Raw genomic sequence first — 20392 nt, 5'->3', positions numbered from 1 at the left:
CCTGGTGCGATCACTTGGCTGGCGACAGCGCGTGGGCCAGCTGGCGCGCGTTCTTGGCGGTCCAGTTGTTGATCATCTTTTTCAGCAGCTCGGCCGTGATGGCTTCATCCTTGGTCTTGCTGCCCGGGTTTTCAATCAGGTTGACGCCGCCAGCCAGCAGGGTGTGATCCTGCGAGTCGTCAAGCTGGCCCATGGTGGACACTTTCAGCAGATAGGGGTCGGTGCCGGTCGCGAAGCGTGCCAGATTGAAGGCGGCCTTGATCGGCAGAATGTCACTGACTGCCAGGCCCGGCTTGTCCTGCTGGAAGCCGGTCACCGCCACGCGCAGGCGGGCCACACCCGGCCCGGGCTCGGTGACCACCTTGATGCGCTCCTTGCGCAGCGCGGTTTCCATGCTCATGCGGTAGTAGCGGTCGATCTTGTTTTTTTCGGCGGAGACCAGCAGCTGCCAGTTGCCGTCGGGCTGGCGCTCCAGAAAGGATAGCGGTTCCAGAATGACGGCATGGTACTGCTTCAGATCTGCGCTGGGTTTGAGATAAACCATCTGCCCGGGGACTTTGGGATTGGGCTGGAAGGCTTCCGGCGGCAGATTGAACAAGTGCTGCTGATTTTCCTCGGCCATGGCGCTGTGGCTGAGCGCGCTCATGGCGACGATGGCGCAGGCAAGGCGGAAAAACGGTTTCATTGCAGGTGTCTCCGGGATGGGGTGTGCAGCATGGGAGAAGGCCGCTGGCCGGGCGTTCCCCACTGTGGGCCGTTTGGCGCAGAGCTTACTATAGCTGTCATGACGACGTAATGCAGTGTCGCTGCAAGCTGGCCGGAGCGCGGTGATCCGTCCCATGTGGCATGCCAGCAGCGGCCCTTGCTGGTATCATCTCTCCCTTGCCCAATCACCCTGTCGCCGATACCCGCCGTGCCTGCCAAACCCAGACGAAAATCCCCTGCCTTGTGGCCACGCATCCTGTTGCTGGCCGTGTTGACCGTCGCCGCCTGGCTGAGCTGGGTGGTGGTCATTCCGGTCGACCTGCCGCAATCGCCCTACAAACTGACTATCGGCCCCAATCGCACGCTGGGCCAGGTGGCGCGTACTCTGGCGGATGAAGGGGTCATCCGCAACCGCAATATTATGATGCTGCTGGGGCGGGCGCAGGGCATGGATCGCAAGATCAAGGCCGGCCTCTACCAGTTCAATGAATCGGTATCGATGTGGAACATCCTGCAGCGGCTGGCTGACGGCCATCCCGACGAGGCCAGCCTGACCGTGATCGAGGGCTGGAGCTTCCGTCAGTTGCGGCAGGCGGTCGACCGCAATCCGGATATCGTGCATGAAGCACGCGAACTGAGCGACGCGCAGTTGCTACAGCAACTGGGGCTGAACGACATCAAGCCGGAAGGGCTGTTTTTCCCCAGCACTTATCTGTTTACTCCGGGTAGCAGCGACCTGGAGCTGTACCGCCGCGCCTACGCCACCATGCAGCAGAAGCTGGAAGCCGCCTGGGCCGCGCGCAAGCCGGATCTGCCCTATCACACCCCGTACGAGCTGCTGATCATGGCCAGCCTGGTGGAAAAGGAAACCTCGCTGGATGCCGACCGCCCGCTGGTGGCCGCCGTGTTCGTCAACCGCCTCAACAAGGGCATGCGCCTGCAGACCGACCCTTCGGTCATCTACGGCATGGGTACGGCTTATCAGGGCAATATCAGCAAGGCCGACCTGCGCCGCGACAGCCCCTACAATACTTATACCCGCAGCGGCCTGACGCCGACGCCCATCTCCCTGCCCGGCAAGGCCGCGCTGGAAGCTGCCGCCAATCCGGCCAACTCCAGCGCCCTGTATTTCGTGGCCAAGGGCGATGGCAGCTCCTATTTCTCGGAAACACTGGAGCAGCACAATCAGGCGGTGCGCAAATACATTCTGAAGAAAGGCTCCAATGGCTGAGCACACTGGCCGTTTCATCACGCTGGAAGGCATAGACGGTGCCGGCAAGAGCACGCATCTGGGCTTTATCCGCGACTGGCTGGCCGCGCATGACATTGCGGCTGAATTCACCCGCGAACCGGGTGGCACCCCGCTGGGCGAGCAGGTGCGCGCCCTGTTGCTGGCGGTGGATACCGAGGTATCGCTGGAAGCCGAAACCCTGCTGATGTTCGCCTCACGCCAGCAACTGGTATCCAGCCTGATTCGCCCGGCACTGCAAGCCGGACGCTGGGTGGTGTCCGACCGTTTTACCGACTCCACTTTCGCCTTTCAGGGTGGTGGTCGCGGCGTGCCGGCCGAGCGTATTGCCGTGCTGGAAAACTGGGTACAGCAAGGCCTGCAGCCGGATCTGACCCTGCTGTTCGATGTGCCGCTGGATGTGGCCAGCCAGCGCATGGCCGGCAACCGCCAGCTGGACCGTTTCGAGCAGGAACAGGCCGATTTTCACCAGCGTGTGCGCGATGCCTATCTGCAACGTGCGGAGCAAGACCCACGTTTCCGCGTGCTGGATGCCACCCGCAGCATTGCCCAGCTGCAACAGGATATTGCCAGCCATCTGGCGGCCTTGCTGGAGCGAAGCTGATGCTGTTTCCCTGGCAACAGCAAGACTGGCAGCGGCTGAATGCCGAACGCGCCCGCCTGCCCAATGCCTGGCTGTTCATTGGCCCGGCTGGCACTGGCAAGCTGGAATTTGCCCTACATCTGGCGCAATCGCTGCTGTGCGAGCAATTGCAGGCTGATTACCAGCCATGTGGCCACTGCGAAGGCTGCCGCTGGTTCGAGCATGGCACCCACCCCGATTTCCGCCGCCTGTCACCGCAGACCGAGGAAGAGGAAGAAGGCAAGGAAGCCAAGCCCGGCCGCAAGCTGCCGCTGATCAAGATCGAAGCGGTGCGCCAGGTCATCGAATTTGCCCATCTCACCGCCCACCGTGCCGGACAGCGCATCGTGGTGGTGGAGCCGGCGGAAAACCTCAACCCGGCAGCGGCCAATGCCTTGCTGAAAATCCTCGAGGAGCCGCCGCAGGACGTGCTGTTCCTGCTGGTGGCCCAGGCCGCGCAGCGGCTGCTGCCCACCATTCGCAGCCGTTGCCGCCAGTTTCCCTTGTCGGCCCCTTCCGCCGCGCAGGCGCTGGACTGGTTGCGGCAGCAGGGCGTAAGCAATGCCGAGGCCGAGCTGGCCCACAACGGCGGTGCACCACTGTTCGACCATGATCCGGCGCTGGCCAAGCTGCGCAGCCAGTTTATCGATGGCCTGGGCCTGCCCACCTTCGCCAGCATCCTCAATCTGGCGGAACTGGTAGACAAGCAGAAGCTGCCGCTGGCCATTCCGCTGGGCTGGCTGGGCAAATGGCTGCACGACCTGGCTGGTTTGAGTCTGGCGGGGATTGTCCGCTATCATCCCGAGCAGCAAGCGGTATTGCAGCAGCTGGTGTCGCGTTGTGACCCCGTGGCACTGATGCGTTGCCAGGATGCCCTGCAACAGCTGGCCCCCTTTGGCCAGCACACGCTGAATACGCGCCTGCAACTGGAGGCGCTGCTGATGGACTATCTGAAGATCTTCGCCGGCGGCCGCCAGGGCTGATTGACTGCAGCACACCGGCTGCAGCGGCTATCTATAATGCAGGGGCCATGTGGATGGCGGCTCTTGGCAGCATGACAAGGAAAGCGGAAAACGCGCATATGGAAAATACCACCCGTCCCGACCTCACCCGTCCTGGCGTGCTGTCGCTGCATATCAAGGAGCGCAGCGCCCTGTTTGCCGCCTATATGCCATTCCTGAAAAACGGCGGCATCTTCATTCCCACCAACAAGGACATGAAGCTGGGCGAAGAGGTATTCCTGTTGCTGACCCTGATGGACGAGCCGCAGAAAATCGCCGTGCAGGCCAAGGTGGTATGGATCACCCCGGTCGGTGCCAATAACAGCCGGGTGCAGGGCATCGGGGTGGAGTTTTCCGCTGGCGACGCCGGCAACCAGGCCAAGGCCAAGATCGAAACCCTGCTGGGCGGCGTGCTTAACTCCAGCCGTCCCACCCATACCATGTAAACCCTGCGGTCCGGTTAGCGCCGGACGCACTGCCAGCCAGAACACACACCATGCTTGTCGATTCGCACTGCCATATCAATTTCCCCGACCTCTCCAGCCGTCTGCCCGAGGTGCTGGCCAATATGCAGCACAATGGTGTCGAGCTGGCGCTGGTGATTGGCGTCTCCCGCCCCAAATATCCTGAGGTACTGGCGCTGGCGGAAAACCACGGCAATCTGTATGCCACCGTGGGTATTCACCCGGACGACCCGGATGCCGAGGAATTCAGCGAAGACGAGCTGCTGGCCCATGCCGCCCATCCGCGCGTGGTGGGCATCGGCGAAACCGGGCTGGACTACCACTGGTGCAAGGGCGATCTGGAATGGCAGCACCAGCGTTTCCGCACCCATATCCGCGCCGCGAAACGCGCCGGCCTGCCGCTGATCATCCATACCCGCGAATCTGCCGCCGACACCATCCGCATCTTGCGCGAAGAGGGTGCCGAACAGTGCGGTGGGGTGATGCACTGCTTTACCGAAAACTGGGAAGTGGCGCAGGCCGCGCTGGAGATCGGCTTTTATATTTCCTTCTCCGGCATCGTCACCTTCAAGAACGCTGCCCAGATCAAGGAAGTGGCGCAAAAAATGCCGCTGGAACGCATGCTGGTGGAAACCGATTCGCCCTATCTGGCACCGATTCCCTATCGCGGCAAGCTGAACGAGCCGGCCTATGTCCGCCATGTGGCTGAGCATATCGCCCAGCTGCGAGGTATCAGCTTCGAGGAAGTGGCCGCCGCCACCAGCGACAACTTCTATCGTCTGTTCAGTAAAATCCAGCGCCCGCAAGCCGGGCAGCAAGGCTGATGCCATGAGCGCACTGCAGCCGGACCAGCTTGAAATCACCATTCTCGGTTGCGGTTCCAGCTCGGGCACCCCGGCCATCGGCTGTCAGTGTGCCACCTGCAGCTCAAGCGATCCGCGCAATCACCGCACCCGTTGCTCCGCTTATGTGCGCTGCGGCGATCTGGGTTTGCTGATCGATACCGGCCCCGACCTGCGCCAGCAAGCGCTGCGTGAAGGTATTCGCCAGGTGGATGCGGTGTTGTATACCCACCCGCATGCCGACCACCTGAACGGCATTGATGATCTGCGCGCCTTCTGCTATGTCCGGCAAGGCGCGGTGGTGCTGTATGGCAATGCCTTCACCATGGACAACATCACCAGCCGCTTTGGCTACGCGCTGCAGCCACCCTCCAAGGTGTGGGACAAGCCGGTGCTGCTACCAGAGGTGGTCAGCGGCCCGTTCGAACATGCCGGCCTGCCCATTACCCCCATTCCGCTGCAACACGGCAGCTGGCCCTGCCTGGGCTGGCGCATCGGCAATGCCGCCTGGCTGACCGACCTGTCGCATATCCCGGATGAAAGCCTGGCCTTGTTGCAAGGGCTAGATGTGTTGTTCCTGGACTGCCTGAACATGGATGGCTACCCCTCGCATCTGGGTTTTCATCAGTCATTGCAGTGGGCCGAACGCATCGGTGCCCGCCGCACCGTGCTGATCCACATGATTCACCGGCTGGAATACCACACGCTGTCGGCGCTGTGCCCGCCAGGGGTAGAAGTGGGCTATGACGGCTTGAGGGTGCGGGTGTAGTACGGCCTGCTGTTTTCAAATGGCCAGATGCGCAGGCAGGTCATCCAGTGCGCTGCCCCGCAGCAGGTGCCGGTTGTAGCCCTGGGCAATCAGTTGTTGCCATGCTTGCAGCACCACCGGCGGTATCTGCAGCGCTTGCTGAAAGCCCAGTCGCGGATAGCGCAGCAGGCGGTGAATATCGCCGACCATTTCTTCGATCAGCCCGAACACGCCCACCATATTCGATACTCCCCAGGGGAAGGCAAAGTCGGGCGCATCCACGCTGCAGCTGATGCCCGGCCATTGCACTGGCTGGGTCTGCATGACGCGGCGGATGGAGTTGGGTTTGGTCACAAAAGTGACGCTACGTGCATCCGGACACAGGGCACGAGAAAACGCCAGATTTTCAGCAAAGTTGCCTGCCCGTGGCTCCAGCAGCAGTTGCTGTTGGCTTATCCCCAGTTGTAGCGCCCTTTCGGCAAAGACCTCGGCCTCTGGTTTGCTCCACAAATCACGGGTCCAGTTACCGGTATTGCCGCTGATCAGCATGCGCGGGGCAACACCCCGCTGCAGTAGTCCTACTGCGTGATCGACCACGCGCAGATCATAAGAGCCGCATACCACCAGCACATCACAGGGCTGATGGCTGCGCCCGGCACTCAGGAAATCCCACAGCAGGCTGGCTCTTTGCAGGGTAGGCGTGGTCGGGCAGGACATGCGCGGCTATTTCTGCGGAATGCTCTGGCCGCTGACCGGAACGGCGGTGACTGCATTGTCCGGGCTGCCGTCGATCAGTTTGTCGGAGTAGGTGAGGTAGACCAGGGTATTGCGTTTGGCATCGACAATGCGTACTACCCGCACATGCTTGAACACGAAGGAAGCGCTTTCCTTGAACACTTCTTCCTGTTTTGGCAGCGCTCTGGCAAAGCTGATGCTGCCGATCTGGCGGCAGGCTACCGAAAAGCGCGATGGGTCTTTGGCCAGGCCGACCGCACCGCTGTAGCCGCCAGTCTGGGCGCGTGACACATAGCAGGCCACGCCGCTCACGGCAGGGTCGTCGAAAGCATCGACCACCACCTTGTCATTGGGGCTGAGCAGACGGAAGGTGGTGGAGATCTTGCCGACTTCTTCGGCATGGGCGGTGGGCAGGCTGCACAGGCCGGCCAGCAGCAGGATGGCACAGAGGTTTTTCACGGCGATGCCTTGTCAGGGAGTGAGAAGCTGCAGTCTAAGCCGACGGCGCGGTTTTGCCCATGGTGGCTTGCTGGCGGTCGAATTCGCGCATTTCACTGGCAATGAAGTGGCTGATCATGGTGCGGTAGACCTCGGCAGTCAGTTGCGGGTCGGCACCCAGTTCGCCGGCCAGCTTTTCCACTCGGCGCATCACCTGATCCACCCGTTTGCCGCCTTCCACCTCATCGCTGGTCTGCTTGAAGGCTGCCGCCTGTTTCACATACAGGCCGCGCTCGGCCAGCAGGGCAACCAGCTCGCGGTCGATACGGTCTATCTGGGTGCGTACTTCTGGCAGATTCTGACACTGGTAAACAAATTCCATGACGGTTTCCTCAATGGTGGCGGGCTGCTTGCAGCAGGGCGCGGGCCAGCGGCGGGCATTGCCCCTGCAGGGCAGCGCGCTCGGATTGGAACAGGGTGGCAATAAAGAAGGGGTGCCCGTTCAGTTCTACCGCGCGTACTTCGCCATCTTCATCAAAGGCGCTGGCCTGCAAGGGGCCGCTGGTCAGTTCGCTGGCAAAGGCCGGGTTCAGCCCGTAGCGGCAGCGATAGCCTTCCATGGCTGCAGCCTGCCCATAAATGGCGGCCAATTGCGAGCCGGCGGCAAAGCGCACTTCGGCACGGGTTTCCACCAGGGCGCAGCTAAGCGGGGCGATGACGGCGCGCTCGGCTGTGGGGGCGGTTTCGCCATGCTCGGCATCCTGCCAGCCCAGTACATGGCGGGCGTATTCGAGGATGGCGTGCTGAAAGCCGCCGCAGCTGCCCAGAAAGGGCAGGCCCTGTTCGCGGGCATGGCGAATGGCCGTCAGTGCGCCGTCCATGTTGCGATAGGGGCTGGCCGGTACGCACCAGATGGCGGCAAAGCCTGCCAGATCGGCCGCACTGTGGATGCGGTCTGTGGCTAGCCACACCGGCTGGAAATCAGCATCAAGCTGGCTTGCTGCCAGTTGCAGCGCCAGTGGAATGGCCTGATGCGCGACTACGCCGGGGTCAAAATCGCCAATCAGTGCGATGCGGGTCATGGCTAGTCCTTCTGTTGATTGAATTTATATAAACAAAATTTATATTTAATTTGTATTTGTAACAAAAATTACAGATCAAGGCCAATATAAAGTGACTAGCAAAACCGCGTAGAGGCTGCGGACCAAGGCGCGCCGACGCCGACAGTACAAATCGTACGGCAAGGAGCCGCAAGGCCGGAGCGGGGGTTTTGTCATGCGTGCATCATCCCTGCGGATGCACGCAGCAGGGCGGGTGGCTCAGTAGTAGTTCAGTCCCATGGCGGCTTTGACTTCGGACAGGGTCACGGCGGCTACCTGACGGGCGCGGGCGGTGCCTTGCTTCAGCATGGCCAGAATGGCCGCCGGGTCGCGGGCGTATTGTTCGCGGCGCTGGCGGATGGGGGCCAACAGTTCCTGCAAGCATTCTTCCAGATGCTGTTTGATGACGGTGTCGCCCAGCCCGCCTTGCTGGTAGTGTTCTTTCATGCGTTTGACCAGTTCGATATTGGGGTGGAAGGCATCCAGATAGCTGAACACCACATTGCCTTCCACCTGGCCGGGGTCGGACACACGCAGATGATTGGGGTCGGTGTACATCATCTTCACCGCCTGGCGGATTTCATCGGCACTGGCCGACAGGGTGAGGGTGTTGCCCAGCGATTTGGACATCTTGGCCTTGCCGTCGATACCGGGCAGGCGGGCACCCACCTCCGGCACCATGGCCTTGGCTTCCACCAGCACCGGTGTTTCCACGCTGCTGTTAAAGCGGCGCACGATCTCGTTGGTCTGCTCGATCATGGGAATCTGGTCTTCACCCACGGGCACCACGGTAGCCTTGAAGGCGGTGATGTCGGCCGCCTGCGCCGCCGGATAAGTGAGGAAGCCGGCCGGAATGTCGCGCTCGTAGCCGCGTTGTTTTATTTCATCCTTGATGGTGGGATTGCGTTCCAGCCGCGAGACGGTAACCAGATTGAGGTAATAGGAAGCCAGCTCGGTCAGCTCAGGCACCAGGCTCTGGATGAAGATGGTGCTCTTGGCTGGATCAATGCCCACCGCCAGATAATCCAGCGCCACCTGCAGCACGTTGTCACGCACCTTGAGGTAGTTGCCCATATTGTCGGTCAGCGCCTGGGCATCGGCCAGCAGCAGGAATTGCTGGCAGCGGTCCTGCAGCAGCACGCGGTTGCGCAGTGAGCCTACGTAATGGCCCAGATGCAGCGAACCGGTGGTGCGGTCGCCAGTGAGAATGATGTCCTGGGGGGTGATGTTGCTCAGTTTCATGTCGTGTTCCGCTCTGTTCAGATAAGTAGGGGAAACCATCGACAAGGAGGAACGTAGACAAAACAAAACCCGGATCCGCCTTGTCGGCAGCCTCCGGGTTGTATGCGTGCGCAGTCGCCGGTGCTACCTCAGAAGAGGCGCCACCACCAGGTAAAGGATGCGAATGCGTTGCGGGAGTTCATGTTTTCTATCACAACACGGCGGGCTTGCCGCCGTCAAGCGGTGGCTGTTGCAAAAATACCCAGAGAAAATGACATGCAGAGGATGGGATTGTTCTGAAAAGTATCAGGCGCTGACATCAATCACGCTGCCCAGCGGCTGGTAGGCAAGCTGATAAGCATGGGCCGCTCTGCCGGGCAGGGGATGGTCCGGCTGTTGCTGGCTGGCGGTGGATTGCTGTTGTTGTTGCTGGTCGTTGCTGGTTTCCGCCATTTCCTTACGCAAGTCGCCGGAGAGTACCGGCGTGTCCGGCTTGCCGCTGACGCCGGCCAGCTGCGAGCCCTGACGCCAACTACCGGGCGCATAGCTTTGCCAGCTGGTAATCGGGAGGATGAACATGGGCGGCTCCGGTGGAATGGTGTTGTTTGGAGCCGCTTTTGCTTACGACAGTTCCTCTGTTTGTTTTTAAAAATCGATATAAAACAATGGGATATTGTGTGTTAGGTCATGTCGACGGGGCTGGGGGCGTAAAAAAGGAAGGCGCGGCGGCCTTCCTTTTTTAGCTTGCAGGCCGGTGGCGCGGCGTAGAGCGGCTAACAAAATAGCGTAGCGTCCCTGGGGCAAGGCGCGCCGACGCAGACAGTACAAAGAGTACGGCAAGGAGGCGCAACGCAGCAGCAGGGTTTTTGTTAGCGGCTCTTAGAAACGACGCGACAAGGTGGCCTTATGCATGATGGTGGTGGCGATTTCTTCGATGGACTTGTGGGTGGTGCTGATAAACGGCACGCCGTGGAAGCGGAACATCGATTCGGCTTCGTTCACTTCGAAGTGACAGTTGTCTAGGCTGGCGTATTTGGAGTCCGGGCGGCGCTCCTGGCGGATATGGTGCAGGCGCGCCGGGTCGATGGTCAGGCCGAACATCTTGTTGCGGTAGGGCAGCAACATCTTGGGCAGGGTGGGGCTGTCCAGGTCTTCCGGGGTGAGCGGGTAGTTGGCGGCCTTGATGCCGTATTGCAGTGCCAGATACAGGCAGGTCGGGGTTTTACCCGAGCGTGAGACGCCAACCAGGATGACGTCGGCCTCGGCCAGGTCTTTCAGTTTTACGCCGTCATCGTGATTGAGCGAGAAATTGACCGCTTCGATGCGGTGGTCGTATTTCTCCTCACTGCCCACGCCATGGGCCTTGCCCAGCGTCAGCGAGGCCTTCTGGCCCAGTTCGGCTTCCAGTTCGCCGATGAAGGTATCGAAGAAATCCACCACCAGTGCATTGTCGATATGCAGCACCTGGCGTACTTCCGGATTGACGATGCTGGTGAAGACCAGCGGCTTCAGGTGATCGGCTTCGGCCACGGCGCGAATGTGGTGTACCACCACCTGCGCCTTTTCCACGGTATCAATGAAAGGGATGGCCTCGCGCTTGAATTCCAGTGTGTCGAACTGGGTCAACAGGGTATTACCCAGCGATTCGGCAGTGATGCCGGTGCGGTCGGAGATGAAAAAGGCGGAGCGACGGTGTGGCATGGATGCACCTGTTTCGAAATCGATAAGAAAATAGTTGAGAGGGATTATACCCCTGCCCGCCGACTGTACGGCAGCGGTGAGGGTGGTGGCATGAATTGGCCATGATCCGCCCCTGCTATGGCTTTTGTTGTAGTTGCCACACTACATCGCGGTCACAAATTGGCAAAGAAACGCCCTTACACTCACCATCCTCGGGCGTGGTTTGCATTGATATGGGGCAAACCCTAGTGTTGTGCGCTGCAAAATGGGCTACGCAAGTCCTGTGGTATTCGGCTAGAATGCGGGTTTTCTATCCGTCCAATCCAACACAGGAAGTGAAGTGATGGCAGAGAACTACGTCATCTGGTTCGAGAAGCTGCGCATGACTGACGTTGAACAGGTAGGCGGCAAGAACGCCTCCCTGGGTGAAATGATCAGTCAGCTGGCAGGCTCGGGCGTCCGAGTCCCCGGTGGTTTTGCTACTACCGCGGATGCCTACCGAGATTTCCTCCAGCACAATGGCTTGGCTGACAAGATCAGCGCCGCGCTGTCCAATCTGGACATCGACGACGTGACCGAGTTGGCGCGAGTCGGCAAGGAAATTCGCCAGTGGATCATCGATACTCCTTTCCCGGCCAAGCTTGATGAAGATATCAAGACTGCCTGGGACAAGATGGTAGCCGATGCCGGTGGTGCCGATATTTCCGTAGCAGTCCGTTCTTCTGCAACCGCAGAAGATCTCCCCGATGCCTCGTTCGCAGGCCAGCAAGAAACCTTCCTGAACATTCGTGGCCTTGAAAACGTCAAGGATGCGATGAAGCACGTTTTTGCTTCTCTGTATAACGATCGCGCCATTTCCTACCGTGTACACAAAGGCTTTGCCCACGATGTTGTGGCGCTGTCTGCTGGTGTACAACGCATGGTGCGTTCCGACCTCGGCGCCGCCGGTGTGATGTTTACCATCGACACCGAATCCGGCTTCGAAGACGTGGTGTTCATCACCGCTTCTTATGGTTTGGGCGAAACCGTGGTGCAAGGTGCGGTTAACCCCGACGAGTTCTACGTACACAAGCCGACCCTGAAGGCAGGTCGTCCGGCTGTGCTGCGCAAGAACATGGGTTCCAAGCTGATCAAGATGGAATTCACCGATGCTTCCCAGGCTGGCCGTTCGGTCAAGACCGTGGATGTAGCGGCGGAACAGCGCAAGCAATTCTCCATTACCGACGCGGAAGTGGCGGAACTGGCTGAATACGCGCTGATCATCGAGAAGCACTACGCCCGTCCGATGGATATCGAATGGGGCCGTGACGGCGAAGACGGCAAGCTGTACATCCTGCAAGCCCGTCCGGAAACCGTGAAGTCGCAGGAAGACCGCAAGGACACGCTGCGTCGCTACCGCCTGAACAGCAAGTCCACCGTGCTGTGCGAAGGCCGCGCCATTGGTCAGAAGATTGGCCAGGGCACCGTGCGCACCATCAAGGACGCTTCCGAAATGGATCGCGTCAAGGCGGGTGATGTACTGGTAACCGACATGACCGACCCGGACTGGGAACCGGTGATGAAGCGTGCCGCCGCCATCGTGACCAACCGTGGTGGTCGTACCTGTCACGCGGCGATTATCGCTCGCGAACTGGGTATCCCGGCCGTGGTAGGTTGTGGCGACGCCACCGACATCCTGCGTGAAGGCATGCAGGTGACCGTATCCTGCGCCGAAGGCGATACCGGCAACATCTATGACGGCCTGCTGGATGTCGAAATCATCGACCTCGAGCTGGACAAGATGCCGGCCGCTCCGGTCAAGATCATGATGAACGTGGGCAACCCGGAACTGGCTTTCGACTTCGCGCAGCTGCCGAACGAAGGTGTGGGTCTGGCGCGCATGGAATTCGTGATCAACCGTCAGATCGGTATTCACCCCAAAGCCCTGCTGGAATTCGACACCCTGCCGGCCGACCTGAAGGCGACCATCAGCGATCGCATTTCCGGTTACGCCAGCCCGGTTGACTTCTACGTGGACAAGATTGCCGAGGGTGTTGCTACCCTGGCCGCAGCCTTCACCCCGAAAAAGGTCATCGTACGCATGTCCGACTTCAAGTCGAACGAGTACGCCAACCTGATCGGCGGTCAGCTGTACGAACCGCACGAAGAAAACCCGATGATCGGTTTCCGTGGTGCTGCGCGCTACGTGGCTGAATCCTTCCGTGACTGTTTCGACCTGGAATGCCGCGCCATCAAGAAGGTGCGCGACGAGATGGGTCTGGTCAACGTGGAAGTGATGATCCCGTTTGTTCGCACCCTGGCTGAAGCCGAGAAGGTTGTGGAAATCCTGGCTGCCAATGGTCTGAAGCGTGGCGAAAACGGCCTGCGTCTGATCATGATGTGCGAACTGCCGACCAACGCCGTACTGGCCGACAAGTTCCTGCAGTTCTTCGATGGCTTCTCTATCGGTTCCAACGACATGACCCAGCTCACCCTGGGCGTGGACCGCGATTCCGGTGGCCCGATTGCCGCCACCTTCGACGAGCGCAACGAAGCCGTGAAAGCCATGCTGCACATGGCGATCCAGGCTTGCCGCAAGGCCGACAAGTACGTCGGTATCTGCGGTCAGGGCCCGTCGGATCATCCGGACTTTGCCAAGTGGCTGGTGGAAGAGGGCATCAATACCGTGTCCCTCAACCCGGACACCGTGGTGGAAACCTGGCTGTACCTGGCCCGTGAACTGAACGCCTAAGCCTGCAACTGCCGGCTACACAAGAACCGCCCTTTCGAGGGCGGTTTTTTTATGCAGTTTTCTGCATGTAGTACTACTGGCACCAAGTACGGGGTTGTTTGAGGCCGGGTTAAGTCTGACCGCGTTGGCAGGCCTTGGCCCGGGTCCTCTGCGAGGTTGTGTTTGCCGTGATAAGCCGTCGCGTAGCACACCTGTCAGCACCGGACCCTGGTCCGGTTTTGCTATTTCTGGCTGCCAGAAAACTGGCGGATTCATGGTTTTTCCAGCGGTTGCCTGAAATTTCCTTCTGATTCGATAAGGGTATTTTCAATAAATACAATGGCTTGGCTGTTTTTTCTGGCTGGCATGCAAGCTGCTAAATACAGCCTATGCTCAGCTGGTGCCGTTTGGCGGCCAGTCGTCTGAGCCAGCCAACCCAGGAGACTGTGATGCAGCGCGATATCGGAATGGATTTGCCGGATGATTTCTGCCAGGACATGAGCCATGCCTACACGCTTCCCGCCAGGTATTACACCTCCGATGCGGTGTTCGACTACGAAAAGCAGCAGATTTTTGCCAAGTCCTGGCTGTGTTTCTGCCATGGCAGCGAACTGGCAGAAAACAACGCCTATGTCACACGTCGTATCGCTGGAGAAAACCTGCTGGCGGTGCGCGGGCGGGATGGTGTGCTGCGGGCTTTCTACAATGTCTGTCCGCACCGCGGACATGAGCTGCTGCAAGACAGCGGCATTGCCAAGAATGTCGTCAGCTGTCCCTATCATGCCTGGACCTTCAAGCTGGACGGCGAGCTGGCAGTGGCGCGCAATTGCGAGCATGTTGCCCATTTCGACAAGGCAGATTACCGGCTGACACCGGTACAGGTCGCGGAATACTGCGGTTTTGTCTTCATCAATATGGACATGCAGGCCGAACCAGTAGAAACGGCATTGGCCGGGCTGGCCGAACACCTGCACAGCGTTTGCCCCAATGTGGCCAGCCTGCAGGTGGCCTCGCGCACCATTACCGATACGCCGGCCAACTGGAAGGTGATTGTCGACAACTACATGGAGTGCTACCACTGTGCACCGGCCCACCCGGGCTTTTCCAGCTCGGTGGACAGCGCCAGCTACACGCATACCTTCCATGGCCGCTGGACCTTGCAACACGGCCATTCCAAATCGTCCAGCCAGGGCTATTCCTTTGATGGCGATGTCGCCAACCAGGCTTTCAGCGGCTATTGGGTATGGCCCTGTGTCATGTTCAACGTCGTGCCGGGCGATGACACCATGACGGTGATCTACGAATACCCGGTGTCGGCGGGGCTGACGGTGCAGTACTACGAGGTGCTGATGCCCAGCAAGGAGGTGACGCCGGAGCAGCGCAACTTCATCACCTGGGCGACCCAGACCTTCCGTCCAGAAGACTTGCGGCTGGTGGAAAGCGTGCAGCGTGGGCTGCAATCGCGCGGTTACCGTGGCCAGGGGCGCATCATGGTGGACGATAGCCTCAGTGGCATCAGCGAACATGGCATCGCCTATTTCCACCGCATGATGGCGCAATCCTACCGTCAGTAAACCCGCGCGGAACAAGGAGGGCAGCATGAGCCAGATTCACTGGATGAAGGGCCGCCTGCTGGCGTCGCAGCCGCTGGCTCGCGATATCAGGGCGCTGACCCTGCAGCCGGCGGACGGGAGCTATCCCGCATTTAGCTCCGGCAGCCACTTGCTGCTGCGGGCGGGCAGCCGCGCGGATAGTCCGGTCAATGCCTATTCGCTGCTGGATGCCAGCTATGAGGGCAACAGCCTGCATATTGCGGTAAAGCGTGAAGCCAGTGCGCGTGGCGGTTCGGCCTGGCTGCATGGCCTGCAGCCAGGAGCCGGGCTGGAATTCACTACCCCGGCCAATCTGTTTGCCTTGCCGCCGGGGACGGCATCTTTTCTGTTCATTGCCGGCGGCATCGGCATTACCCCCTTTATCGCCCATATGGCGGCCATGCGTGGGCGGGAGCAGGATTTCCAGCTGCATTACGCTTATCGCTCGGCGGCCGAGGCTGCCTTTGTCGAGCAACTGGCCGGGCGCGATTCGGTGCGGCTGTATGATGCCAGCCAGGGGGCAAGGCTGGACGTGGCGGCCCTGCTGGCTGGTGTGGGAGCCACAAGCCATGTCTATGCCTGCGGGCCGCAGCGCCTGATTGCCGAGGTAGAGGCTGTCGGGCAGGATTTGGCACAGCAGGGCCGCTTGCATATCGAACGCTTTGCGCTGCCGGATAGCCCGGCCGGATCGGCGTTTGTCGTGCAACTGGCACGATCCGGCTGCGAGGTGCGAGTGGCTGCCGATGAAAGCATGCTGGATGCCATCCAGCGGCAAACGGTCATCCGGGTGGAGAGCCTGTGCCGCGAAGGCTATTGCGGCACGTGTGAAACCCGTTTGCTGGCCGGTACGGCCCTGCATCGCGACCAGTATCTGAGTGCGGCGGAGCAGGCAGCACAGGACCGGGTCATGCTCTGTGTGTCACGTGCAGCCTGCGAGCGACTGGTGCTGGATCTGTAAATTCACCACACCCTGGCGCGGTGTGACGGTGTGCGGCCGGTGTCTTCCCTGGCGGGAAGGTCCGGCCTGTTGCATTCAGCCGCCGATCACCTGCTGGGCCAGCCGGATGCCGTACTTCTTCATTTTGTATTGCAGGGTGGCGCGTGGCAGACCGCACTGGCGCGCGGCTTCGGACAGATTGGGGTAGCGCTTGAGGTAGTGCAGCAACAGCGTGCGCTCGTAGGCGGCTACCTGGGCTTCCAGCGAGGCTGAGGCTTCAATGTCCACTGCTGGCGGTGCCGGGAGCGCCGTTGTGGTGCTGCTGGGGGCCAGGGGCTCCAGCTGTTGTTCGTCTTCTTCCAGCAGGATGAAATCCAGTTCGTCGCCATTTTCACAGAAGATCAGACTGCGCAGGATGATGTTTTCCAGCATGCGCACATTGCCCGGCCAGCGGTGGCGTTGCAGCCGCTCCAGCACGGCCGGGCTGATGCGTTTGACCCGGTTGCCGGTAATCTTGCCGTTCTTCTCCAGAAAGGCCTGTGCCAGCAGCGGGATATCGCGTTTGCGCTCGCGCAGCGGCGGAATGGTGAGATAGCCCACATTCAGCCGGTACAGCAGGTCGGGGCGAATGCGCTGCTTGTCCAGCATGGTTTGCGGCGACTCGTTGGTGGCGGCGATGATGCGTACATCTACCTGGCATTCCTGGCTGGAGCCGACACGGCGGAAGGTTTGTTCCTGCAGCGCCCGCAGCAGCTTGCCCTGCACCGCCATCGGCATCGAATTGAGCTCGTCCAGAAACAGCGTGCCGCCATGGGCGCTTTCCAGCAGGCCCTTGCGGTCTTCTGCGCCGGTAAAGGCACCTTTGACCGTGCCGAACAGGGCGCTTTCAAACAGGGGCTCGGGCATGGCGGCGCAGTTGAGTACCAGGAAGGGCTGGCGTGCGCGTTCGCTGTGGGTGTGCAGCAGCCGGGCGAACAGCTCCTTGCCGGTGCCGGTTTCACCATAGATCAGTACCTGCACATCGGTCTTGGCCAGCCGTTGCGCCTGGTGAATCAGCTTCTGCATGTCCGGCTCACAGGTGACGATGCCGTCATCCGCTGGCGGCTGCTGGCCGTGCAACTTTTGCTGCAAGTCGATGAACTGCTCGTGCAGGTGGTTGATGACCGACAGGTCACGGGAAATCTCGATGGCACCGATGATGTCACCGTCGTTGTTCTGCAATGGCAGGGTGGTATGCACCTGGTGCACCGGATTGCCGCCGGGGTTGTAGTACAGCTGATACTGGTTGTGATAGCGCTTGCCCTTGAACGCAGCCTGCAACAGGGTACTGCTGTGCTGGTTCAGTTGCGGGTAGATCTGCAACACCGGGTGACCCAGGGCGTGGGCCGCCTGGTAATCGTCGATGTGGGCGCTTTCTTCGTTGTAATACACATAGTTGCCCGCCGCATCGACGATGGCGACCGGCTGGGGTAGTGCGTCCAGAAATTCCATGAAAATGGAAATGGCAGACGCCAGTTGGCTGTCCATGAACTCCTCCTCCGATGTGACTTCTTCTTGTTTTGCCTATTGATACCACGTCTTTCCCTGCTTGGGGCAATCTGTACGCCACGCGGCTAGCCTGATCCCTCCTGTTGGCCATACCGGGCTGCTGAATTTCTGGCAGTTTCGCAACTATTCACGTAAATGCAGGAAATCAGCAAGAACTTGTAATCTTAATATATTGTTTTTATTGATTTTTCTTTGCTGGTCAGGGTGGCATGAAATGTGCTGAATGCAGTGCATGCCACCATGCAGCGCCACGGCCTACACCGTGCTGCTGTTCACTCAGGGGAGAGCCAGCTTGTCCGATACCTTCATGCCCCAGGCTGCGGCCGCTGCCGCGCCCATTATCGACATCCGCAATCTGCGCAAGCGATTTGGCACGCAGGAAGTACTCAAGGGCGTGTCCTTTACCGCGCAGTCCGGCGACGTGGTGTCGCTGATCGGTGCCAGCGGTTCCGGCAAGAGCACCTTGCTGCGCTGCATGAACATGCTGGAGGTTCCCGATAGCGGCCAGGTGCTGATTGCCGGCGAAGAGGTCGCCCTCAAGACCAATCGCCATGGCCAGACCGTGCTGGCCAATCCGCCCCAGGTGGACCGCATGCGTACCCGGTTGGGCATGGTGTTTCAGAGCTTCAATCTATGGCCGCACATGACCGTGCTGGAAAACCTGATCGAGGTGCCGATTCGCGTGCTGCACCAGCCGCGTGCCGAGGCCATTGCCCTGGCCGAAGCCCTGCTGGCCAAGGTGGGCATGGCGGAGAAGCGCCACAGTTACCCGGCTTTTTTGTCTGGCGGCCAGCAACAGCGGGTAGCGATTGCCCGCGCGCTGGCAACGCGGCCCTCGGTCATGCTGTTTGACGAGCCCACCTCGGCACTGGACCCGGAGCTGGTGGGCGAGGTGCTCAAGGTGATCCGCGATCTGGCACAGGATGGCTGCACCATGGTGCTGGTCACCCACGAGATGGCTTTTGCCCGCGATGTGTCCAGCAAGGTGATGTTTCTGCACCAGGGCTGTATCGAAGAAGCCGGTACGGCACGGCAGGTGTTTGAAAACCCCGGCAGCGAGCGCTGCCGCCAGTTTGTCAATGCACAGTTCTGCCGTGCCTGACTGCGCATGGCGCGCTTTGGCAAGGCCAGCCACCGGCACAAGGTGGCAGCGTGCCAGGCGTGCTGTATTGATCACGCATTTCTGCTGTTGGCCGTACCCGTCCGCATCGCTTCACCCACCTTATGGAGAGATAGACATGAAAACCAGAATGCTGCGTATTTGCCTTGCCTTGTCCTGTAGCCTGCTGGCCGGTGCCGCACTGGCCGCCCCGCTGAAGGTGGGCATTGCTGCCGAGCCTTATCCGCCATTTTCCATCAAGCAAAGCTCCGGCCAGTGGAGCGGCTTTGAAGTCGAGCTGGTGCAGCGCATCTGCCAGGAAATCAAGGAAAGGTGCCAGATCACCGAGGTAGCCTGGGACGGCATCATCCCCTCGCTCAACAGCAAGAAGATCGACGTGATCTTCAATTCCATGTCGATTACCCCGGAGCGGGAAAAGGTCATTGCCTTCAGCAAGCCTTATTACTACACCGACGCCGAATACGTGGCTCCCAAGGGCAGCAAGCTGACCCTGACGCCAGAAGGGCTGAAGGGCAAGGTGATCGGCGTGCAGTCGTCCACCGTCAATGCCGACTACATCAAGAAGCGTTATGGCCAGGTCGCCAGCATCAAGTATTACAACACCCAGGACGAGCTGAATGCCGACATGGCGGCCGGCCGGGTGGATGTGATGCTGCTGGACGCGCTGGCAGCCAGCGATTTCCTCAAGAGCAAGGACGGTGGCGCGCTGGAGTCCAAGGGCATGGCTCCGCGTGACCCCATTTTCGGCCCCGGCGTGGGGGCGGGTTTGCGCAAGAGCGATGTCGCGCTCAAGCGCAAGTTTGACGATGCCATCCTCAAGCTGCGCCAGGACGGCAGCTTCAACGCCATCCAGAAGAAATATTTCAAGGTAGACATTTCCGTCAAATAAGCCGGCGCAGGGCAGGGGGCTGCCTTGGCCACCCTGCTGGCGACAAGGGCGAGCTGGTCTTATTCAGAGAGGAAATGGCATGGAATGGTTGACCAAGGCATTCGACGCCGTGGTGCTGGACTGGGGCAGTGCCTTGCTGCAGGGCGCGCTGGTGACGCTGCAGATTTCACTGGGCGCTTTTTCGGTAGGGCTGTTCATCGGCCTGCTGGTGGCCATGATCAAGATGACGCGCCACGGGCTGCTGCTGCGGCTGGCCAATGCCTACACCACGGTGTGCCGGGCGGTGCCGGAGCTGCTGCTGATTTTGCTGCTGTATTACGCCGGTGGCGACCTGATCAACTGGGTGCTGGCGCAGCTGGACCAGGGGCCGGCCCCCATCAACGGCTTCATGGCCGCCGTGGTGGTGCTGGGCATTGTGCAGGGCGCCTACGCCGCCGAGATCATCCGTGGCGCCGTGCAGTCCATCCCCACCGGGCATCTGGAGGCCGCGCGTGCCTTTGGCTGTCCGCGCCGCATGATCGTGCAGCGCATTGTCCTGCCGGAAATGCTGCCCTACGCGCTGGGTGGGCTGTCCAATCTGTGGCTGATCCTGATCAAGGATAGCGCCCTGATCAGCGTGGTGGGTTACAACGAGCTGCTGTTCACCACCAAGCAGGCAGCTGGCTCCACCCGCGAATATTTGCTGTTTTATCTGGCGGTGGCTGCGGTGTATCTGCTGATCACCCTGTTGTCCAACCTGCTGTTCAGCCGGTTTGACCGGCGCATCAGCCGCTGGATGCCAGCGCACTGAA

Annotated in this window: 21 protein-coding genes; 12 read left to right on the top strand and 9 right to left on the bottom strand. The window is 60.3% G+C overall.

Annotated features, from left to right (window positions below; translation table 11 throughout):
• Window positions 1-10 precede the first annotated feature (10 nt).
• Entirely contained in the window at window positions 11-685 is a 675-nt protein-coding gene (locus FAZ30_RS01475; RefSeq protein WP_168190798.1) for a DUF3313 domain-containing protein, read from the bottom strand.
• 261 nt (window positions 686-946) lie between these two features.
• On the opposite strand from FAZ30_RS01475, the gene mltG reads away from it, so the two are divergent.
• The 6 genes from mltG (at window position 947) to FAZ30_RS01445 (ending at window position 5652) form a co-directional block, all read left to right on the top strand.
• Window positions 947-1936, top strand: a complete 990-nt coding sequence (gene mltG / locus FAZ30_RS01470) for an endolytic transglycosylase MltG (RefSeq protein WP_205676634.1) — start codon at window positions 947-949, stop codon at window positions 1934-1936.
• Window positions 1929-2558: a dTMP kinase gene (tmk, locus tag FAZ30_RS01465; protein ID WP_137008473.1), complete on the top strand. Its 630-nt coding sequence runs from the start codon at window positions 1929-1931 to the stop codon at window positions 2556-2558. The genes mltG and tmk overlap by 8 nt, the downstream gene beginning before the upstream one ends.
• Entirely contained in the window at window positions 2558-3559 is a 1002-nt protein-coding gene (locus FAZ30_RS01460; RefSeq protein ID WP_137008471.1) for a DNA polymerase III subunit delta', read from the top strand. Before tmk ends, FAZ30_RS01460 begins: the two co-directional genes overlap by 1 nt.
• Window positions 3560-3657: 98 nt before the next feature.
• Entirely contained in the window at window positions 3658-4023 is a 366-nt protein-coding gene (locus tag FAZ30_RS01455; RefSeq protein ID WP_124644651.1) for a PilZ domain-containing protein, read from the top strand.
• 50 nt (window positions 4024-4073) lie between these two features.
• The gene (locus FAZ30_RS01450; protein WP_124644652.1) at window positions 4074-4865 is read left to right on the top strand and encodes a TatD family hydrolase; all 792 of its coding nucleotides are present in this window, start codon (window positions 4074-4076) and stop codon (window positions 4863-4865) included.
• 4 nt (window positions 4866-4869) lie between these two features.
• The gene (locus tag FAZ30_RS01445; protein WP_137008469.1) at window positions 4870-5652 is read left to right on the top strand and encodes an MBL fold metallo-hydrolase; all 783 of its coding nucleotides are present in this window, start codon (window positions 4870-4872) and stop codon (window positions 5650-5652) included.
• Window positions 5653-5667: 15 nt separating this feature from the next.
• On the opposite strand, the gene FAZ30_RS01440 is transcribed toward FAZ30_RS01445, so the two are convergent.
• The 7 genes from FAZ30_RS01440 to ppsR all read right to left on the bottom strand — a co-directional run bounded on the left by FAZ30_RS01440 (window position 5668) and on the right by ppsR (window position 10826).
• Entirely contained in the window at window positions 5668-6348 is a 681-nt protein-coding gene (locus tag FAZ30_RS01440) for a YdcF family protein (protein WP_137008467.1), read from the bottom strand.
• A 6-nt stretch (window positions 6349-6354) separates the two neighbouring features.
• Window positions 6355-6825 carry a CreA family protein gene (locus FAZ30_RS01435; protein ID WP_137008465.1) on the bottom strand — a complete coding sequence of 157 codons (471 nt, stop codon included), beginning with the start codon at window positions 6823-6825 and terminating at the stop codon, window positions 6355-6357.
• A gap of 34 nt (window positions 6826-6859) precedes the next feature.
• Entirely contained in the window at window positions 6860-7186 is a 327-nt protein-coding gene (locus FAZ30_RS01430) for a chorismate mutase (protein ID WP_124644655.1), read from the bottom strand.
• A 10-nt stretch (window positions 7187-7196) separates the two neighbouring features.
• Window positions 7197-7886, bottom strand: a complete 690-nt coding sequence (locus FAZ30_RS01425) for a CTP synthase C-terminal region-related (seleno)protein (RefSeq protein ID WP_137008463.1) — start codon at window positions 7884-7886, stop codon at window positions 7197-7199.
• Between the two features lie 237 nt (window positions 7887-8123).
• Window positions 8124-9146 (bottom strand): tryptophan--tRNA ligase, encoded by a 1023-nt coding sequence (gene trpS / locus FAZ30_RS01420; protein WP_137008461.1) that lies wholly within the window; start codon window positions 9144-9146, stop codon window positions 8124-8126.
• A gap of 285 nt (window positions 9147-9431) precedes the next feature.
• A complete protein-coding gene (locus FAZ30_RS01415; RefSeq protein WP_124644658.1) occupies window positions 9432-9704 on the bottom strand; it encodes a hypothetical protein in 273 nt (90 codons plus the stop codon).
• Between the two features lie 300 nt (window positions 9705-10004).
• Window positions 10005-10826 (bottom strand): posphoenolpyruvate synthetase regulatory kinase/phosphorylase PpsR, encoded by an 822-nt coding sequence (ppsR, locus tag FAZ30_RS01410; protein ID WP_059286739.1) that lies wholly within the window; start codon window positions 10824-10826, stop codon window positions 10005-10007.
• Window positions 10827-11148: 322 nt separating this feature from the next.
• Here ppsR and ppsA point away from each other — a divergent pair, with 322 nt between their 5' ends.
• From ppsA to FAZ30_RS01395, 3 genes are all read left to right on the top strand, one after another.
• Entirely contained in the window at window positions 11149-13536 is a 2388-nt protein-coding gene (ppsA, locus tag FAZ30_RS01405; protein ID WP_124644659.1) for a phosphoenolpyruvate synthase, read from the top strand.
• A 428-nt stretch (window positions 13537-13964) separates the two neighbouring features.
• Complete coding sequence (locus tag FAZ30_RS01400) at window positions 13965-15089, top strand: aromatic ring-hydroxylating oxygenase subunit alpha (protein ID WP_124644660.1); 1125 nt, start codon at window positions 13965-13967, stop codon at window positions 15087-15089.
• 25 nt (window positions 15090-15114) lie between these two features.
• Window positions 15115-16065: a PDR/VanB family oxidoreductase gene (locus FAZ30_RS01395; protein ID WP_124644661.1), complete on the top strand. Its 951-nt coding sequence runs from the start codon at window positions 15115-15117 to the stop codon at window positions 16063-16065.
• A gap of 75 nt (window positions 16066-16140) precedes the next feature.
• Here the strand turns inward: FAZ30_RS01395 and FAZ30_RS01390 are convergent, their stop codons facing one another.
• Window positions 16141-17571 carry a sigma-54 interaction domain-containing protein gene (locus FAZ30_RS01390; RefSeq protein WP_124644662.1) on the bottom strand — a complete coding sequence of 477 codons (1431 nt, stop codon included), beginning with the start codon at window positions 17569-17571 and terminating at the stop codon, window positions 16141-16143.
• Between the two features lie 328 nt (window positions 17572-17899).
• Here FAZ30_RS01390 and FAZ30_RS01385 point away from each other — a divergent pair, with 328 nt between their 5' ends.
• The 3 genes from FAZ30_RS01385 to FAZ30_RS01375 all read left to right on the top strand — a co-directional run bounded on the left by FAZ30_RS01385 (window position 17900) and on the right by FAZ30_RS01375 (window position 20391).
• Window positions 17900-18694, top strand: a complete 795-nt coding sequence (locus tag FAZ30_RS01385; protein WP_168190902.1) for an ABC transporter ATP-binding protein — start codon at window positions 17900-17902, stop codon at window positions 18692-18694.
• A gap of 136 nt (window positions 18695-18830) precedes the next feature.
• On the top strand, window positions 18831-19601 hold the full coding sequence (locus tag FAZ30_RS01380) for a transporter substrate-binding domain-containing protein (RefSeq protein WP_124644664.1): 771 nt from the start codon (window positions 18831-18833) through the stop codon (window positions 19599-19601).
• Window positions 19602-19680: 79 nt separating this feature from the next.
• Window positions 19681-20391 (top strand): ABC transporter permease, encoded by a 711-nt coding sequence (locus FAZ30_RS01375; RefSeq protein ID WP_124644665.1) that lies wholly within the window; start codon window positions 19681-19683, stop codon window positions 20389-20391.
• Window position 20392: the final 1 nt, after the last annotated feature.

Origin of the sequence: Aquitalea aquatilis, from assembly GCF_005155025.1 — a bacterium.
Lineage (GTDB): Bacteria > Pseudomonadota > Gammaproteobacteria > Burkholderiales > Chromobacteriaceae > Aquitalea > Aquitalea aquatilis.
The sequence above is the reverse complement of the archived record's forward strand: the minus strand, read 5'-3'. Positions and strand labels throughout refer to the sequence as shown.

Bases quoted from the DNA above. Each gene is read 5' to 3' on its own strand.
- trpS (WP_137008461.1), bottom strand. From the start codon at position 9,146: ATGAAACTGAGCAACATCACCCCCCAGGACATCATTCTCACTGGCGAC.
- FAZ30_RS01400 (WP_124644660.1), top strand. From the start codon at position 13,965: ATGCAGCGCGATATCGGAATGGATTTGCCGGATGATTTCTGCCAGGAC.
- FAZ30_RS01450 (WP_124644652.1), top strand. From the start codon at position 4,074: ATGCTTGTCGATTCGCACTGCCATATCAATTTCCCCGACCTCTCCAGC.
- FAZ30_RS01440 (WP_137008467.1), bottom strand. From the start codon at position 6,348: ATGTCCTGCCCGACCACGCCTACCCTGCAAAGAGCCAGCCTGCTGTGG.
- FAZ30_RS01460 (WP_137008471.1), top strand. From the start codon at position 2,558: ATGCTGTTTCCCTGGCAACAGCAAGACTGGCAGCGGCTGAATGCCGAA.
- FAZ30_RS01390 (WP_124644662.1), bottom strand. From the start codon at position 17,571: ATGGACAGCCAACTGGCGTCTGCCATTTCCATTTTCATGGAATTTCTG.
- FAZ30_RS01475 (WP_168190798.1), bottom strand. From the start codon at position 685: ATGAAACCGTTTTTCCGCCTTGCCTGCGCCATCGTCGCCATGAGCGCG.
- FAZ30_RS01455 (WP_124644651.1), top strand. From the start codon at position 3,658: ATGGAAAATACCACCCGTCCCGACCTCACCCGTCCTGGCGTGCTGTCG.
- FAZ30_RS01430 (WP_124644655.1), bottom strand. From the start codon at position 7,186: ATGGAATTTGTTTACCAGTGTCAGAATCTGCCAGAAGTACGCACCCAG.
- FAZ30_RS01445 (WP_137008469.1), top strand. From the start codon at position 4,870: ATGAGCGCACTGCAGCCGGACCAGCTTGAAATCACCATTCTCGGTTGC.
- tmk (WP_137008473.1), top strand. From the start codon at position 1,929: ATGGCTGAGCACACTGGCCGTTTCATCACGCTGGAAGGCATAGACGGT.
- FAZ30_RS01375 (WP_124644665.1), top strand. From the start codon at position 19,681: ATGGAATGGTTGACCAAGGCATTCGACGCCGTGGTGCTGGACTGGGGC.
- ppsA (WP_124644659.1), top strand. From the start codon at position 11,149: ATGGCAGAGAACTACGTCATCTGGTTCGAGAAGCTGCGCATGACTGAC.
- FAZ30_RS01385 (WP_168190902.1), top strand. From the start codon at position 17,900: ATGCCCCAGGCTGCGGCCGCTGCCGCGCCCATTATCGACATCCGCAAT.
- FAZ30_RS01425 (WP_137008463.1), bottom strand. From the start codon at position 7,886: ATGACCCGCATCGCACTGATTGGCGATTTTGACCCCGGCGTAGTCGCG.
- ppsR (WP_059286739.1), bottom strand. From the start codon at position 10,826: ATGCCACACCGTCGCTCCGCCTTTTTCATCTCCGACCGCACCGGCATC.
- FAZ30_RS01415 (WP_124644658.1), bottom strand. From the start codon at position 9,704: ATGTTCATCCTCCCGATTACCAGCTGGCAAAGCTATGCGCCCGGTAGT.
- FAZ30_RS01395 (WP_124644661.1), top strand. From the start codon at position 15,115: ATGAGCCAGATTCACTGGATGAAGGGCCGCCTGCTGGCGTCGCAGCCG.
- FAZ30_RS01380 (WP_124644664.1), top strand. From the start codon at position 18,831: ATGAAAACCAGAATGCTGCGTATTTGCCTTGCCTTGTCCTGTAGCCTG.